Below are 20,616 nucleotides of genomic sequence, written 5' to 3'. Positions count from 1 at the left end.
GGAGGGAAGTTGAAGGGCCTACGCAAATTTTTCCGCAGTCATTTTTCCAAAAAAGCACCTTTGGAGAAGTACACTTTGTTGCCTCAGGACAAGGCAGCGATTGAAGGTCTCACCAAAGAAGAGGTGATTGTCGCGGAGAAGCAAAAAGAGCTCCAAAAGAAGGAAGCTCAGCTTGAACGTGAAATCATTTTGATCCAGCGTTCGACCAAGGTTACTTTTCCAGTCTTCGCCACCCTCCACAACAATCTTCGGATGAAATTCAGATGGTACTACAAGTGGCACATGAGCCCGTTTGCTTCTGCAATTCACTGGGTTTCACTCTCCGGCTACATGTCTGGCATCGTGGCCCTTATCTTCACCTCCGTTTTTGCTACCAGCGTCATTCGCACTTTCGCCTCTTCACAAGTGGCTTGGGGCACACAGGAAGCTTGGCAGAGTTGGACTATTTCTGGACTTTCGACAGCCGATAACCCCAATTCTCTCTCTCTTTCCCAAAGTGCGAAGTTAGACTCAGATATTACACAAAATCAGTACCAGGAATCTGGCAACGCGATTTTGGCCTACACCCCGGCCAAGGGTGAGTTTGTCGATTGGCTTTCGATCGAGGCCAGCGAAGTACTCAACGGCGGTGCTGTCAAAAAGGAATTTTCTACTGACAACATTTTGTTTTCGAGCGATGTCCTTGAGATGGCCGATTCCGAGACTCTCTACATACGCTTGACCCTTTCGACTGGCGACGCTAGTCTTTCGCCTGTTTTGCACTCTTTGACCTTGCTCTACTCTAGACTTCCAAATACACCAACCGGTCTCTCGTTCACTGCTGACAAAAGCTTGTTTAGAAATACTCAGACCCTAAGCGCTAGCTCTTATCTTGATATCGACAATGACACGCAAAACGCTTCAGAGTGGCAGATTTCGACCAAATCTGGCGATTATGCTTCTCCGATCTTCGATCAGACAAAGACAGAGCCCAAAGACGAACTGACAAATATCAAGCTAACAACTCTACTCACCGAAGGAACCTACTACTCTCGCGTTCGCTATCAGGACTCTGTTGGCGCTTGGTCGCCATGGAGCCAGGAATATTCATTTGTCATCGCCAAAGAAGAGGGCCAGAAGAATACTACTATTTCAAACAACGGCACTGACCAGATTTTGGCCAATCCAAATGAGATTGTCGCTGATCGCACAGAGACTACCAAGACAATCGACAACAAGAACGGCACCAAGACTCTAGAGTCCTATACCGGCCTTGTCCACTACAAAGAAGATTATGCCAAGGCTGACTCAAGCTGGAAGGATATCAACCCAAATCATTCCATCGATACGCCCGAATATGTGCTTTTTGACCAGATGCCCTCTACTGTCAAAGTTTTCAAAGACAAGATTGGCTATGAAATCGAGTCTCGACAAACTGGCGACAAATATACGGTGACCCTGAAAGACGTCGATGGCAATCCAGTTTTATCAAAATCAAAGGGAACTGACAGCAAAGTGGCTTGGGCCGATATCAACACTCCTGACCAGAAGATGGCCGAAGATACCAGAAACGCGCTTTCCAAATGGATTGCACCACAGATTTTGGCTGAGGATAGCCAGGTCACAACCGATGACGGTAACCTCAAATTTGAATTTGACATCTCTGAGTATGGTGTACGTCTCTGGAAGACAATCAAGGGCGAAGACGCGCCGAAGAATTTCCAGTGGAATGTGACCAAGACTGATGGCGGGAAAGAAGGAAGTGTTGTCGTCACCGACCCAGAGACCAAAGAAAACAAGACTGTCGTCGTCAAAGACGATCTCAAATTCAGAGACAAGCCAGAAGCTTTTGATGTAAATGCCTCAACTGGTGAAGTCGTCAAAGATGAGACTGGCCAAGACAAGGTTGTCGCAGTCGAAGCCAAAAAGATCGAAGGCAGCTTGGATTCAAGCTTTGTCTGGCAAGAGACAGCGCCAAAGTCTGACATGAAGATTGATACTGATGTTATTTATTATCCAAATACTCATACTGAAGTCACGTCTGTTGATGGGTACACTTACAGCAGTAGGAGCAATTGGGACTGGGCTTCCATAAGGTCTGGCGGATATAGCGCTGCTGATGACGGAACAAGCGGTGATATGGCCGCAATCGCCGCTGGCAACAACGCTGCTTGGGCTTACGTCTCAAGAAGTGCGTTTCTCTTTGATACTTCTAGCATCCCAAACACCGCGACTATCTCAGCTGCCAATTTTTCCGTATATGGCGCATACAAGATGGGTGACCCTTCGGGTTGGAATTCGAGTTTGGGTCTGTATTCCTCGAACCCTTCTAGCAACACTTCGCTTCAAGCATCGGATTACGACACTTTCGGAACAACTGCATTTGCATCTGCGATTCCGTACGCCAGTTACAACGATATGGGATACAACGATTTCGCGATGAATGCAAGCGGTCTAGCAGCTATTAGTACATCTGGTGTTACGAAGCTTGGTCTTAGAATCACTGCTGATGCTGCAGATAGTCAGCCAACCATAAATGCCGATTATGATAGTGTCTACTTCTATGGCTACTTTGCAGAAAATGATGGTACGGCACTCGATCCAAAATTAACAGTTACATATTCTGGCGGCAATACGATTTCCGGCACAATTTACGATGGTATCGGCGGCAGCGTTTTGGGCGCTGATATCCCGATTTCCATTACCTCAAACGGTGGCGGAAAGATGTCGGGCGTCACTGGCTCCGGTGGTACTTTTTCCTTTAGCGGGGTCGAGCTTGTTGCTGGCAAACCAGTCACCATCTTTATTGATAATGATCCGAGCTACAATTCCGGCAGTATCGTCTATTTGCCTGAATCCGCCATAGACAAAACTGGTCTCAATATGTATCGATACAAGACCACTCTTTACAGTGACTATACCGCAGGGGCTATTACAAACGCAGATTTAGCGATTGCTGATGACTGCGGCTGTTTCTCTGATTTCTCGGTCTCTGGTTCGACTCTCAGTACTATGTATGATCTTTATGTCACTCAGTATACGATGTTTACTCCTGGCGGCAATGTAAACGCCTATGGTATGTATAACGATGGCATTGTTGAGATGGAAGCCAATAACCTCACTCTTTCCAGCTCATTTTATCAGGCTGGCGGCGAGTTCAATGCTGGTAGCGGTACTCACATCTTGGCTACTCCTACTTTCTCTGGCGGTACTTTCAATGCTAACACTTCAAATTTGACCTTATCAAATTATCAAATTACGGTTAGCACCGGTGCTACATTTAATGGTGACACTGCTACGATTACTATGCTAAACGCATCATTTGCGATGAGCGGTGGTACATTTACATCTACTTCGGGCACATTGACTATTACAACTGACTCAAACGGATATTATAGTGATTATACTTGGAATATCTCTGGCGGTACTTTCAATAACGCCAATGGTACTTTCAAAATTGGCTCAATTCCTGCTAATAGCAGTTACAATCCATATACGTTTACAAACGTTCCGCCTATCTATAATTATATTTACGCAAACACTGGTGATGGGACAGTAGGTTATAGTGCTGGCTTTACGGTATCGAATGACTTTTCTGTGACGAACGGCTATTTATCGCCGTCTTATGCAGTTGTTGTTGGGCGCGATGCGGCTATCAGCTCAGGCGCTTATTTCTCAGGTAGCGATATTACAATCGGACGCAATCTGACTACGACGGCTGGCGGCACTTTCTCGCCTTATGTCGTGACATTTGATACTGCTCAAGAATCGGTGATCTCTGGCGACAACGCTCCTTCTAGCTTTACTTGTGCCACTGCTGGCAAGACATTATCTTTTGCAGCAGACTCAACCCAGACTATTTCTGGAGCGCTCACAATACAGGGCGCGGCTGGGAATAACATTGTCATGAAGCTCAACGGCACTGCAGGCTCGGGCCAATGGAAGATAAATGCGAACACCAGTGGGATGTCGCCTTGGACAGTCGATCGTGTTACTTATTCTGATTCAAACAATCTAAATTCTCGACCAATCGCACCGACCAACTCAACTGCATCTGGTAGTAATAATACCAACTGGCTCGGCAGTCATATCTCGGGTACTGCATATCAGGGAATTGGGCAGGGGAATGTTGGCTCTGGGCAAAATGTTTCTGCCTCGGTTAATGGTGGTGCAAAACAGACAATGGCAACCGATGGGAATGGCGCTTTTGATTTCGTCGCCGGCGGTGTTACCGCCGGAACAGTTATTACAATTTTCTTCGAAGATGGCAATTATTCAGCTGGTAATATTGTGACTGTTGCGGCCGGCTCTAGCGACATCACGGGCTTGTCGCTTTACTCTTACCTGGTTTCTCTCACCTATGAAGACTCTGGCCCGATGACCAATACTATTCTTGCGACTGCTGATAATTGTTCTGACGCGAATGGAAAAATCTTGTTCAGTGTCGATGGTTCCAATGTACTCTCGACTAGTTATTCTCTTCATATCCCGGCTTCAAAAGTTTATACCCCAGGTGCAAGTGTTGGTTCTTCTGGCGCATATATTTACGGTACAATCAATGCCACTGCCACATTTACTTCTAGCGACATGGGCAGCTTCTATGTTGAGTCTGGTGCTGTTTTCAATGCTGGTACAGGCACTGTGACAGTAGGCGGACTATACTTAAACGGCGGCACTTTTAATTCCAATTCTTCAACCTTGGTCTTGAACGGTTATTCTACTACTATTATCTCGGGCACCTTCAACAGCAACACAGCCACCGTTACAATTAAAAGTTACAATTTTTATCTCTATGGCGGTACATTTAACGCGCCTGCCCAGGTCCTAACACTTGACGCCAATGATGTTGCCACTGACTTCCTCTTCGACATGTCTGGCGGTGGTACGTTTGTGAATAACGACGGCGCGGTATGGATCAACAATATCAACTCTGCCAACACATACTATGTTAAATGCGGCAGCAACCAGTTCTACCAATTATCTGCAAACTCTGCTAACGGTACAGTCGTGACTCAGGACACTTTACTTGTCGAGCATTCGCTGAATATTACGCTCGCGAATACATTCAATGCTTATGGCTACAACGTAGAGACAAAACACTTTGCTCAGGACACTGGTACTTTTTCAGCTCCAAACGGCACCATGAAAGTTAGTGGTGATTTTATTCGGGACGGAGGTACTTTCAGCAACAACTACGGTACCGTAGAGCTCAATTCTGCGAGCTTGGCCCAAGTCGTTGGCGGCTCGACTGAATTTTACAATTTTACAATGACGACTTCGACTGCTCGGACGATCAGCTTCAATCCAGGCACGAATCAGACTGTGACTGGCCAGTGGACCGCTACCGGTATCGCTGATAATTTGTTAACACTTCAACGCAACGGTACTGGTGCACAATGGGAAATCACTCCAAGCACGAGCATGGATAATCAGTGGACTGTCGACTATGTTTCAGTCTCAAATTCGAAGAATAACGCGGCCAATCCAATAAGCCCGACCAACTGGACCAAGGGTGTGAATGTGACCAATTGGGACGTTTTGCCTGGTTGTGTTTGGGATGGCGGCGGTACAGGGAACAATTGGAGTACAGCTGAGAACTGGACTCTTGATACTGTACCTGATGCTGCTTGCGATGTCGTCTTTGACTCCACCTCGACCAAGGCGTCAACTCTCGATAGCGGTTTCACTGCTCACATCAAATCTCTCTCTATCAATACTGGCTACACGGATACGGTTACTCTCGGCGCGGATTTGAATGATGATGGAGCGTTGAATCTTGCTGAGGGAACTCTAAGTGCGGGAAATTACACAATAAATATTGGTGGAAGCTGGAATAATACTGGTGGCACATTCACCAAAGGGACTTCAACGGTAAACTTCAACGGTACAGCAGCTGCTACAGTCGCTAGCAATAGCAACGATTTTTACAATATTACTGTGGCTGGTCAGGCCGGTACGATTTCAACTCCTTATGCGTGGATTGCAAATTCTGGCGCAACCACGACGACAAAAATTGATACATCTTCAAACGCAGTGACTACACATACAATCGGAGCGGCCGAATTTGGCGTGGCTGTTGATAATTCTGGGTTTATTTGGCAAACCAACAGATCAAACGGTACTTTAACAAAAATTAATGCTTCCACTAATAGCGTAGATGCTTCGATTACGATTGGTTCTGATCCCTATGGCGTGGCCATAGATTCTAATGGGTTTGTTTGGGTAGCTAGCGGTACGAACAATGTAGCGTACAAGATAAATCCGACAACAAATGCAATTGCAGCAACAGTGAACGTCGGTGCGCGTGCTTATGGAATCGCCGCCGATTCAAGTGGTTTTGTCTGGGTTGCAAACTTTAATAGCAATACAGTTTCAAAAATCAATGCTACGACTGACACAGTTGTGGCAACTATTACGGTCGGTACACAGCCTGCTGGTGTCGCAGTTGATCTGAATGGTTTTGTCTGGGTTCCGAATTATGGCACAAGTGATGTTTCGAAAATCAATCCAACAACAAACACAGTTGTAGCGACTGTTTCTGCGGGGACGAATGCATTTGGCGTTGCGGCTGATGCCAACGGCTTTGTTTGGGTCTCAAATTTAGGTACAAATACTGTAACCAAGATAAATACAGCCACAAATGCTGTAGCTGCGACAGTCACAGTTGGAAGCGCTCCTTGCGGTGTTGCGGTGGATGCAAGCGGTTTTGTCTGGGTTACTAATTCCAGCGCAAATTCAGTTTCCAAAATAAATGGATCAACCAATGTTGTTGCTGCAACGATAAACACAGGACTAGCGCCGTATTCTCTTGGTGACTTTACTGGCTATGCATACAAAAAAATTGTTTTGAGCCAGGGCGGGACAGGATCAATTACGCTTTCTGACGCTCTTGTCGCCTCGAACAATCTAACGGTTTCCTCTGGCACTTTCACTTCTGGCGCAAATGCAGTTACTGTGGGTAGTTTTATCCAAACTGACGGTACCTTCGCTGCTCCGTCAACCACTATGAGCGTTGCGAATGATTTCACTCACACTGCTGGTACTTTCACCCACAATTCTGGCACGGTCGTCTTCAATGGAGGAGATAGCTCCATCCAGGATATTTCAGGCGATACCACTTTTAGCGCTGTGACAATACAGCCTGGGGCGACAACAACAAAAACCTTGAAATTTGAGGCAAGTAAAACTCAAACAATCGCAGGTGCGCTGACGGTTTCTGGAGCTTCTGGTCGAGTTATCTCTCTAAATTCTTCCTCTGATGGCTCTACATGGTCTATAGATCCTCAGAGCACAAGAGCAATCTCTTATGCTTCAGTGAAAGATTCGATAAATGCAAACGCGACTGCGATCTATACCGATAACTCAGGTTCAAACGTTACGAGCGCCGGTAATAATGTAAACTGGTTCGCTTCGGCTCCGCCAAATGCGGCTAGCACTGTGGCGATCACTTCGATTGACTCTACTTTATTTACCGTTACTTGGACTGATAATTCCAGCGACGAGACCGGATTCAAAGTCTTCACTGCCGCTGGTAACGCTGATTGTTCCGCCGCTTCGTATTCTGGCACCCCAGACTATACCACTGCCGCAGATGCTACCAGCCAGGCCATTACGGGCAAAACTATCAATACTCAATATTGCGCCAAAGTGATCGCTACCAATGCAGACGGGGATTCTGATCCAGCCTTTGCTGCACCGAAATATACTTTGGCTAATACGCCAGATGCCCCCACTGTCACTGCTTACGATTGGAGCGCAGCCAGCGGAAATAATATGGCCGCGGTAATCAATGTCAACTCAAATCCAGCCGGGACTGAGTTTGCTCTTTCCTGCAACGCAACTCCAGACTCATGGCTACAGGGCGATGGCACTTGCGGCGCATCAAAGGTTTGGAAGACCAAGGTAAATTGGGAAACTGGCACAGTCAATTACCTGAAAAATCTTACCTCAAACACGTTGTATTCCGTCAAAGCGCTGGCTCGAAACGGTGACACCACCGAAACTTCTGCCTCTTCTGCTGGCACTGCTACTTCCGCTCCGGCACAGCCTGCAAGCTTGACTCACACCGCCAACACCGCTTCTCAAATATCTTGGGATTGGGCTGATGTCGCAGGTGCCTCTAGCTACAGACTTCTAAAGAGCTCCGATGATTCAGACGTTGGGAGCCCATCCGCTTCGGCGTATGATCAAGGTTCACTCTCAGCCAATACTCAATATACAAATTACGTCCGTGCTTACAACGGAGTTTTGGGCCAGGCTTCCTCTACTGCTTCTGCCTACTCCTCTATCGAGGCCGCTTCCGGTATCACCTTCGGGACGATAGCTACTGATTCGATCCAAGTCTCTGCTACCGGCACATTTACCAACTTGTCCGTTGGCTCATCTGGCCTCTACATTACTAAATCTGCCGGAACTGGCACGGGTTTTGCTTCTTGGAATACCAACAACAATACCCTTACCAATACTGGCCTTTCGCCAAATACTCAGTATTCCTACACCGCTCAGGCTAGAAACGGAGACGGAGAGACCACAGCAGCTACCGACTCGATTTCCAAATACACCCTTGCCGCCGCCCCTGACGCTCCAACCCTAGCTGCTTCATCTGCTAGCGTCATCAATATCAAACTTACTGACAACTCTTCTACTACTTATGCTATCGCTGTCTCAGCTGATGGCGGAAGTACTTGGAATTATGTCAAACATGCAGACGGCACCAATCAAGCTTCTGAAGACTGGCAAAACTATGCCGCCTGGGGTGGTGCTTCTGGATTTGACAATGTTTCCTTGAGTCCAAATGTTCAATACACCTACAAAGTCAAAGCTAGAAATGGTGACAATACCGAAACAGCATTTAGCTCTACTGCTGCCAAGTATACTTTGGCTAATGTACCTTCTGCTCCGACAGTAGACGCCACTTCCTCGAGCTCTCTAACCGTCAAAATTAACCAGAATTCCAACCCAGCCGGCACCAATTATGCCGTTTACAATGATACTCTGAGCAAATATGTCCAGGCGGACGGTTCTTCAGATACTTCTGCTGTCTGGCAAGATTATACTACCTGGGGTGGCGCTTCTGGAGTTACCAATACTGGCCTCACCGCCAACACAGAATATACCTATAAAGTTAAAGCCAAGAACGGAGACAATGTTGAGACCGCTCTATCTAGCGGAACTGCTCAGACCACAGTCGACGTTGCCCCAACGGAGCCAAACACAGTTGCCATTGGGACGCTGACTACCACTGGATTTACAGTGACTTGGACTGACGCTTCCAGCAACGAGACCGGCTTCAAGGTCTATACTGCCGCTGGCAATGCTGATTGTTCGGCCGCCAGTTACTCTGGCACTCCTGATTATACGACTGCCGCTGGCGCTATTAGCCAAGCTATTACGAGTAAATCAATCAATACTCAATATTGTGCCAAGGTGATCGCCACCAATGCAATTGGCGATTCTGCTCCAGCATATGCTGCGCCCAAATACACCCTTGCCGCCGCCCCTGACGCTCCAACCCTAGCTGCTTCATCTGCTAGCGTCATCAATATCAAACTTACTGACAACTCTTCTACTACTTATGCTATCGCTGTCTCAGCTGATGGCGGAAGTACTTGGAATTATGTCAAACATGCAGACGGCACCAATCAAGCTTCTGAAGACTGGCAAAACTATGCCGCCTGGGGTGGTGCTTCTGGATTTGACAATGTTTCCTTGAGTCCAAATGTTCAATACACCTACAAAGTCAAAGCTAGAAATGGTGACAATACCGAAACAGCATTTAGCTCTACTGCTGCCAAGTATACTTTGGCTAATGTACCTGGCACTCCAACTTTTGGTACAGTCACTTCGACTACTATTCCAGTCCTGATTGCCCAAAACTCCAATCCATCCAATACGACTTATGCCATCAAAGTAGTCTACGGCGCTACGACGAAATATGTTCAAGCCAACAGCACACTCGGCGATTCAGCTGTCTGGCAAGCTTATGCGACCTGGGGTTCGAGCAAGACCGTGACCGGTCTGACCGCCAACACCCTATATACTTTCTCCGTGGCCGCTACAAATGGCGATAGTGTTGCGACTGCTTATTCTGCTACTGCCGACCAATCAACCTTGGCCGTCTACACCCTTACCTATAACTCTGGCGCCAACGGATCAGTTATCGGCAGCTCTCCTCAGACTGTTGACCATGGGTCAAGCGGCTCAGAAGTTGTTGCCACTCCTGCCGCCAATTACCATTTTGTCAAATGGTCAGACAATGACTCTACTAATCCAGTCCGAACGGATACCAACGTCACGGCCAACATTACGACAACGGCTAGTTTCGCAATCGACACTCATACTTTGGCTTACTCTGCTGGCGCCAATGGCTCGATTGTCGGTACCACCCCTCAGACCATTGATCACGGCGCTAGCGGCTCAGAAGTTACCGCTACTCCTGCTGCGAACTACCATTTCGTATCTTGGTCTGATGACGTCATGACTGCTGCTCGTACTGACTCAAACGTAGCAGGTGATATCGCAGTGACTGCTAGTTTTGCCATCGACACCCACACTCTTACTTACTCTGCTGGCGCCAATGGCTCGATTGTCGGTACCACCCCCCAGACTGTTGACCATGGCTCAAGCGGCTCAGAAGTTACCGCTACTCCTGCTGCTAACTACCATTTCGTATCTTGGTCTGATGATGTCATGACCGCGGCTCGAACTGATCTCAATGTTGCTGATAATATTTCAGTTACGGCTACATTTGCTATCAACACCTACACCTTGACCTACAACGCTGGATCGAATGGTTCAGTTGTTGGTACATCGCCACAGACTGTTGACTACGGTGCCAACGGTTCACAAGTTACCGCTACCCCAGCAGCTGGCTATTATTTCGTAGACTGGTCAGATGCCAATACTACTGCCGCCCGCACCGACACCAATGTCACCGTTGATATCACCGTCACGGCCAACTTTGCCCTCCAATTCCTCTCCAGGTGGGATACCAGCAAGACTTCAAGCGGTTCCAGTACGGCAACCCAAATTCATCTGCCCCTAGAATCCACTGGCACCTACAACTTTATCGTTGACTGGGGTGACAGCTCCACTAGTACCATCACTACCTGGAACCAAGCTGAAACCACTCACACCTACGCCAGCGGCGGTATTTATGATCTCAAAATTGGTGGGACAATTACTGGATTCAGATTTAACAACGCTGGTGACAAGTTAAAGCTTTCTCAAATCAGTCAATTCGGTCCACTCCGACTGGGTAACTCCGACGGTTATTTTTCCGGCACGAAGAATCTTAAAATCACCGCCACCGATGTCTTGAATACGACTGGTACGACAACAATGAAAAATTCCTTTAGAGATAGCGGTATTGACACTGTACCCTCGATGAATAGCTGGGATATGTCAGCCGTAACAGATATGTACTGCATGTTCGAGTCTTCCTCTCTTTTCAATCAAGACATTAGTAGCTGGAATACTGGTGCCGTGACCAGTATGTACGCCATGTTCTACAACGCCTTTGTATTTAATCAAAACATCGGTAGTTGGAATACAACTAACGTGATTAATATGGCCTATATGTTTGAGTCTGCTTGGGCGTTCAACCAAAACATCAGCAGTTGGAATACCGGCTCTGTGACCACTATGCGTGAAATGTTCTGGAACAACAGTGCCTTCAACCAAAACATCAGCAATTGGAATACTGGCGCTGTGACTAATATGAATCAAATGTTCTACTCCGCGGCAGCCTTCAACCAAAACTTGGCCAGCTGGAATGTGGTTAATGTGACGGATATGACAAATATGTTTAGTAGCTCGGCACTTTCTAACGCTAATTATAGTAATATTTTGATTGGCTGGTCGGCACAGGCAGTGAAGAGCAACGTGACTCTTGGTGCTGCAACTAAAAAGTATACTCTTGGAGCGGCGGCTGACGGCCGAGCTCATCTAGTTAGTGCTCACACTTGGACAATTACTGATGGCGGCCCTAGCGCATTCGTCTTGACTTACTCGGCCGGTTCGGGCGGCTCTATAGTTGGCATAACTCCTCAAACAGTTGACTATGGCGCGAACGGGTCAGAAGTTACCGCTACCCCTGCTGCTAATTACCACTTCACTTCATGGTCTGATGGTGTTCTAACTGCAGCGAGAACGGAAACCAATGTGATCACCGATAAATCAGTGACTGCTAGTTTTGCCATCGATACTCACACTCTTACTTACTCTGCTGGCGCCAATGGCTCAGTCGTTGGTTCCACGCCTCAAACAGTCAATTACGGTGCGAATGGCTCCCAAGTTACCGCTACTCCTGCCGCCAATTACCACTTCGTCTCCTGGTCTGATGATGTCATGACCGCGGCTCGAACTGACTCAAACGTAGCAGGTGATATCGCAGTGACTGCTAGTTTTGCTCTTGACGCACCGGCCAGCGCAACGGGAGTCACTATTACTCCGACTTCGTCGACTACGTTTAATGTGACTTGGACGGACAATTCTTCGATCGAGACTGGCTACAAGGTCTATACTGCTGACGGCAACGCAGATTGTTCTGCCGCTTCATATTCTGGTACACCAGATACTACGACGTCGGCTGATGCAGTCAGCCAGGCTATCGCCAGTAAATCAGTTAATACTCAATATTGTGCCAAGGTAGTAGCGACCAATTCCGGCGGTGATTCTGCTCCGGCATATGCGGCGCCCAAATATACTCTGGCCAATGTCCCGACTTTCACCACTGTCGCAGGGGACTATTCTGACGCAGACCTTTGGCATCTGGATACTACTATTAATGCGAGCGCCAATCCAGCAGGGACAAACTATTATATTCAATACTCGACCAATGATGGCGCCGGTGCTGGCAATTTCTACGATCCAAATGCGATGGCCTGGCAGACTGAAACGACTTATCTATTCAAGAAAGACAAAGACAACGTTGATCTTGCTGCCAATACTCAATATTGGATGAAGGTGAAGGCCAAGAATGGCGATAATGTTGAAACTATTTACACCTCGACCTCAGTTGCTGATGTCACTCCTCCAGCCGCTCCAACAGCATTGAACATAACGAATATTTGTACTACCAAAGCTACCACGACCTGGACAGCCGCTACTGGCGCAGACAGCTATACGGTTTCTTATGGTACTGATACGGCGGCAACCAACATTGGCACATTGACAACAGCGACGACCAGCAAGCAGATTACTGGACTCTCAAACACCACTACCTATTATTGGAAAGCTTCTGCTACTTCAACTGCAAACGGTACCGGCCCATACGCCGCGCCATCAAGCTTTGAGACTTCTAATTGTGGCGTCGAATCTCCTGATGATTTTGCTGGCTCAGCCGCTTCGACAACGCAGATCAATTGGACTTGGAGCGATATTACCAGTGAAGAAACTGGTTACAAAGTTGAGGACTCTGCCCACACTAGCCTTTCTGGAAATCTCGATGCCGGCTCGACTTCTTACAACGAGACTCCTCTCTCGGCCAACACTGGTTACACTCGTCACGTAAATGTCTACAACGGCGGCGGTAGCCAAGATTCAAACTCTGATACCGTCTATACTTTGGCTGCGGTTCCTGGCCAGCCTACGGTCACAACATTGTCGTCATCTCGCATTAGAATCACCGTTGACAAGAATGGCAATCCAAATGCAAATACACGATACGCGATTGCCGTTTCAGCTGATGCTGGAAGCACTTGGAATTATGTCAAAAACGCTGATGGTACGACCCAGGTCTCAGAGGACTGGCAGCTCTACGCTGACTGGGGCGGAGATTCAGGTTTTGCGAATACTGGTCTCACCAAAAATACCAATTATATTTATAAGATCAAAGCTAGAAATGGCGACAATGTTGCAACTGATTTCGGCGCGACCAACAATACTACAACGCTAGACAACTTCTCTGTGACAATCAGCTCTGACGGTAGCGGTTCGGGCAGTCTCGACCAGGTGACCCAGATTGTTGACGCTGGCGCAGACGTTACTACCACTGCGACCGCTGCAGCCTCCTCGGACTTTGTTTCCTGGACTGGTTGCGATACAGTCGCTACCAACATCTGCTATCTGACTGATGTTTCAGCAGACAGATCCATTACTGCGGTCTTCACAATCAAAACCTACACTATCACCATCAACGAAGCCGGTACTGGCACGGGTGATCTGGACCAAGTAACCCAAGATGTCAATTATGGCGCAAATTTGACTGTTGTCGCGACAGCTGACATCTCTTCAACCTTTACTGGTTGGTCTGGCGACGCAACTGGCACAGGGGACGCATCTTTCACTAACATCACAGCTAACAAGACAATTACGGCCACATTTACAATCAAGACTTATACTATTACTATCAACACAACTGGTACTGGCATGGGTGATCTGGATCAGGCAACCCAAACAGTAAATTATGGCGCCAATCTAACGGTTGTGGCCACACCAGCGGCTTCTTCTACCTTCGCTGGTTGGTCTGGCGACGCAACTGGCACAGGGGACGCATCTTTCACCAACATCACAGCTAACAAGACAATTACGGCCACATTTACAATCAGAAGTTACACAGTCACCATCAGCAAGGCTGGCAATGGTACCGGTGATCTCGATCAATCGACACAAGTAGTGACTTACGGCGCTAATTTGACAGTTGCTGCTACGCCTGCTGTATCTTCTGACTTTACTGGTTGGAGCGGCGATGCCGCTGGCACAGGTAGTGCGGCACTAACAAATATTACTGCTGACAAGACCATCACCGCCACATTCACCTTGAAGACATACACTATTAGCTCAAGTGCTGGCAGTAACGGGGCTATCTCTCCTCTCGGAGATAATTTAGCCAATTATGGGACTAGCCCGGAGTACACGATCACGCCTAGCGACGGCTATTATATCTCAAATGTTGTCGTCGATGGCAGCGCAATCAGTGGCACTTTACCATCGTCATATACATTTACAAATGTAACTGCAACTCATTCAATCTCTGTGTCGTTCGCCGCCAACAACACTTGCGTCTGGGACGGCCAAGCAGCGGATGACAATTGGTCAAGTGCTGATAACTGGACGGCAAATATTATCCCAAGCGCAACTTGCGATGTTATTTTCGACGCTACATCAACCAAAGATTCGACGCTTGATGCTAGCTTTACGAGTCACATCAAATCACTATCAGTCAACACCGGCTACAGCGGGACAATTTCGGCAAATACTACTTTGAACGATGATGGCGACTTTACTCTTAACGCCGGCACATTCACCGCAAATGCTCAAACCTTAAATATCGCTGGCTCCTTAACCATGACCGCCGATCCAACCGCAGTGTTCAACGAAGGTACTAGCACTATCAACTTCAATCCGACAACGACCGGCAAGACGATTACGACAAATGGTCAAGTACTTGGAAATCTTATCTTCAACGGTGTTGATGCGGTTATCGACCCGAATGTGACTTTGCTAAATAATAATATCTCTTTGCTTGCGAATCATACGCTTACTGCAGGGTGGACTTTCCAAGATAATGTGTCGGCCCAATCATTGACTGCAAACGCCGGAACATTAGTTGACGGTGGAAAGTCGGTTAATATTGCTGGTGACATAATTATTGCAAACAAAGTCGGCGTTCTCGCCTCTACCGGCGTATGGACCCAGTCGTCTAGCGGGAATATTGCCAACCCTGATATGCATAATACTTTTGGTAGCCTGGTTGCGGCGGGCTCCGGGATTACTTCTACTATGACCGCCGGTGTCTCTGTGGGCTTGGGTTCTGGCTCTGCTGGCGCGTTCACAGTAGGCCCTGGGACGCTAATGGGTATTGGCAAAGCTGTCATCGTGTACTCTAGGAGCAACGACAGCGTGACAGTGAACAACTTGACTGCTGATTCAAGACTGGGAGTCCTTGCAATATATCCACAAATTGCTGATATGACACAGAAGGCGATAACATTGCCAAGTAATTTTGCTACAACCTTTTCATTCCAACAAGATCCGACAGGGATTCTTACGGCAACTGGCAATTTCAACTTTGGCAACAGCAATGTCATAGTCGCAAAAGATAGAACGACCACTCCAGCCGGCTACGTCGATATGAGTACGCACAATCTAACGTGCAAAAATTTGACTATTGGCTCGACCTCTACCAACGAGTACGCTACAATCCCTGGCTATTTGAAGTTAGGATCCGGCACAACAAATATTGCCGGCAGTCTTTCGCATGGCAATGCTTCAAATATCGGCAATAAGCTTGATCTTGGATCAGGAACGATCAATGTTGGCGGGAATTGGGATACGAGCAATATCACTGTCACCCCTGGCACTTCAACTGTTGACTTGACCGGGACTGGAACGTTGCAATCAAAAGGTTATGCTGCGGCTCCCTATGATTTCTATAATCTGAAGTTGGCGCACAACGGCAATACTACCAACGCGATTTCATCGGTCACTACCTCAAATGTTCTCTACACTTACGCGGGTGGTACATTGAACGGTGACAACAGATATGCGTTCAGGATGTACAAGTCAGACGGCGATGCCGTCGTCAACACAGGCGCAAATTTTACTGCTTCGACTTTCCTTGTTTATCGACCATCATCTGACGTCACGGTCGCTGGCCAAAACTTCGGCCAAGGGTCAGTCGCTTATTCCGGTGTGACAAACGATGTCGCGATCACTCTGTCATCTGATGTGACGACGACTCGTGACATCTACGCCTATTCTATAACTACTGGCAAGAGGACAACGTTAAATGCTGTTGACAACAATCTAACTGCAAGAAATCTTTATCTTGCCTATCCCGTATATGGCGTTGGAACAGCAAATCTTGGCTCTGGTACTCATGAATTCACAAATGGAATCTTTAGATACACTGGTTCGACTGACGACACCAACGTATTGAACCTTGAGTCGTCATCAGTATCAATCGGCGGGAATATTGATTTCACTGGCATGACGGTAGATCCTGGCACATCAACGATTACCTTGAATGGCATCGGAGGTCAGACGGTCGCTGGATCTAACACTTTCAATAATCTATCTGCCACAGCGTCTGCGGCTCGAACAATTAGTTTCGCTTCTGATACGACTCAGACGGTCAACGGTGCATTAAGCTTGAACGGAACTTCTGCTGGAAATATCACGCTCAGTAGATCTGGCGGCACAGGTACAGATCAATGGAAGATTGATCCAAAGGGCTCGACCTCTACTTCCTATCTTTCTGTCGAAAACTCCAAGAATCTAAGCAGTGCGGTCATCGATCCTTCAAATTCGATCAATCTCGGCAATACCAACAAATGGTTCCCGCCGACTGGCACGATCTCATTCTCTTCGGCTAGGACAAATCAAATAGATCAAACACTTACGCTTTCTTCTAGCACTGGCACACAAATGAAGGTCTCAAATTCTCCTGATTTCTCTGGCAGCGAGTATGAAACATTCTCAACCAGCAAGTCATGGACTTTGGCCGCTCCTACTGTTGACGGGATGAAGACGGTTTACCTGAAAGTCAAAGATATCGATGGTGATGAGTCGCCGACTGCTTCGGCATCAATTATCCTAGATATCACAGCGCCATCCGCACCGACGAATCTGACCGCTCTCTCTGCTAGCGCTTCTGTTTCGCTCTCTTGGGTCAATCCGACCGACACAGACTTCGCCAATGTCGCTATCTTCCGTTCCACCGAGGCCGATTTCACACCAAATATCGGTACGAACAAGATCGCTTATACGACTCTATCTTCGACTGCCACTTACATTGATAGCAACGTCACAAGCGGTGTCACATACTATTACAAAGTTGAAGCTATCGATAGCGTCGACAACTATTCAGCCGCCTCCAATCAAGCTTCTGGCAAGCCAGACAGCGACAAGCCAACAGCTCCTGGCAAGCCAACGGTATCTGGTAAGACCAACACTATCGACAACATTGAATATTACAATCAGCCAGCCGTCACTTTGACTTGGCCAGCCGCAACAGATACAAATTCAGGAATTTTAAATTACAGTATCAAGATCTGCAAGACTTCTGGCTGCGCCAACGCAAATGACGCTCTGTCTCTCTCTACGCTGACTTCTCCTTCAAATTCTCTGACCTTGGATGGTGCCAGTGCTCTGGCCGACGGCACTTACTACGTCAGAGTGGCCGCAAACGATAATCTAGGCAATCAGTTCGCTTGGTCAGAGGAACTTACCTTCATCTTAGATACGGTCCTCCCATCATCATTAGAAAAGGTAGAAGCTTTCGACATCTCTGATCGGGTCAACTCTGACTACCGAGTGATGCTTCGCTGGAAGGCCAGTACTGACACTGGCTCTGGGTTGCTCGGCTACACTATCGTCAAAAACGGCAACAATATAATTTCTGAATCAACCTCTGGCGTCCAGGTCGACGCTTCTGGCTACGCTTCTTATGTCGACACAGTCACGCCAAATACCCAATTCAACTACTCCGTATTCTCTTTTGATCTAGCCAAGAACCAGACAGCTAGTATGGCAGCTGAGTTCCAGACAACTACGGTTGTAGATTGTTCTGGCTGTGTTATCCTGCCGCCAGATGAGCCAGGCGAGGGCACTTTGGAGATATCAGACGTGAAGGCAACTCCTAGCGAGTTGATGTCAGAGAAGGCTCAAGCCACCATCACTTGGAAAACTACCGTTCCAGCCACCACTCAAGTCAAATATGGCGCTTCTGCTCCATACCCTTACACGACCGAGGTTGATACTGGGCTCAACTCTTTCCATACAGTTGTTTTGTCCGATTTGGACTTCAACAAAACTTACCATTTCGCTGTCATTTCCAAAGATAAATATGGCCAAACTGCCGAATCGACAGACTTTACTTTCGCCACCAAGGATATTTTCAAGGAGCAATCGGTCCTAGATACTGTTATCTCCAATCTCTCTGGCACAGCCATGAAAGTTCGCGATATTATTGGTCAGATGCAAATCGTGGGCGTCAACAATTCAGGCCAACCCGTAGTCTTTGGCATACCAACATCGACAACTACTCCAGCCAGCACCGCTGCTGTCGCTGGCATAGCGATTATCTCTGCCGCCGCCGCTCCACTGGCCAATGCCGCCACTCTATTCTCACTTCCTGAATACATTCGCTCTTTGATCTTCGCCCTTGCCTCTCTCGGCACCAAGAAAAGCCGTCGCAAGTGGGGCCGAGTACTTGAGGTTGGCACTTATATCCCAATCGCTCAAGCCAAACTGACGCTCTTCAAATTAACTCAAACTTTCCCTGGCTCGTTCTCAAAGAGGCCGGTAGCCAATACATATTCTGATATCGAAGGCAACTTCAGCTTTGTCGCTGATCCAGGCAAATATGAGATTGAGGTGACCAAAGATCTATATGAAGTTTCTGAAGCCCCAGGTTTCTACAAAAAGGGTCAGATCATCGAGGTTAAGAGCGAGCAAGAAGGACTGATCGTACCAAATATTTTGCTTTCGATGAACGACAAGAGCATCGCCAAGAGATTTTCATTTATCGAGAAAATCGGGGTTGTCGAAAAAGTATTGGTCTACGTTTCCCTCGGCTTCCTGATTTTTGGCACCGTCTCTATCCTGAATAGCTTGGCTCACAGTCACCGTGACACGGTCACCCTGGTCTCAGCTCTGCTCTTCCCACTGCTTTGGTACGTCAACATCAAGTCTTTCGTCAAAGTCTCACCTTGGGGCAATGTCCTAGATAGCGTCAATCACTCGGGAGTTTCATTGGCATTAGTCAGAATCATGGACGGCGAAGGCAAAAGATTAATTCGAACAGCAGTCACAAACGAAAAGGGCAAATTCTCAACCGTCCTGCCAAAGGGCAAATACAAACTCCTGGTTGCCAAAGCTGGATACAAACCTTCTGACGCTACGCATATGGATGCCCAGGAGAAGCTCCAAACTGTTTCAAGGAAGATAGAGATCGATCGCGATAAATAACAAATGGAAAAAGATATGTTTCTAAACAAGAAAAAATGGTTAGTCGCCCTGGGTCTTGCTGCACTGATAAGCCTCTTCCAGATCGGATTAGTTTCGGCTGAAGACAGATTGACAGTTTCGAATATTTCGACCAAGGACACGGCGGGCTTTGCTCTGTCGTGGCCGAAAGGCAAGGGCACAGTCACCGTCGAGAGGAGCGGGGACGGAGGCAAAACATATTCAACGCTTGGCCAAACCGATTTGAATTTCTACATGGATTCAAACGTGACTGCATTGGCCGCGTATATTTATCGTGTGTCAAACACAAATATTTCGTTTACTTCCGCCTCGGCGATTGACGTGATTGGGAGGCCTTTAGTCACCGCAATCAAAATCGAAGCTGGCGCGACTAGCAAGACGGAATCTCAAGCGATTGTGACCTTCAAGACAGAAATACTCTCGACCGGCCAGGTGTTTTATGGCGAAACTCTATCATATGGCTCAGAGACCGCGGTAGAGGAGAGCCTAAACCAGAGTCATACCATTATTCTGGACAAACTCAAACCAGCTACTACATATCATCTGAAGATCAAGGCGGTGAACAAGGGCGCGACTGATTCTGCCGAGTCAGATGATCAGATGTTTGTGACCAAAAATCCAGCCAAAGATCTTTCGATTTTCCAAGTGATTATCGATGCGTTGTCGCGTGCCTTTGAGGGCTTTGCGAAATGGTTTAATAGCTAA

General features: G+C 47.5%; 2 protein-coding genes. Both read left to right on the top strand.

What is annotated here, in order from left to right; all coding sequences use genetic code 11:
- The first annotated feature begins 9 nt into the window (after positions 1-9).
- Positions 10-19,893 carry a BspA family leucine-rich repeat surface protein gene (locus WC227_04290; GenBank protein MFA6963897.1) on the top strand — a complete coding sequence of 6,628 codons (19,884 nt, stop codon included), beginning with the start codon at positions 10-12 and terminating at the stop codon, positions 19,891-19,893.
- A 3-nt stretch (positions 19,894-19,896) separates the two neighbouring features.
- A complete protein-coding gene (locus WC227_04285; protein MFA6963896.1) occupies positions 19,897-20,616 on the top strand; it encodes a fibronectin type III domain-containing protein in 720 nt (239 codons plus the stop codon).

The organism is Patescibacteria group bacterium (assembly GCA_041671645.1).
GTDB lineage: Bacteria > Patescibacteriota > UBA1384 > XYA2-FULL-43-10 > 1-14-0-10-43-13 > JBAZBD01.
Note: the sequence above shows the minus strand (reverse complement) of the source record. Positions and strands in the feature narration are given on the sequence as shown.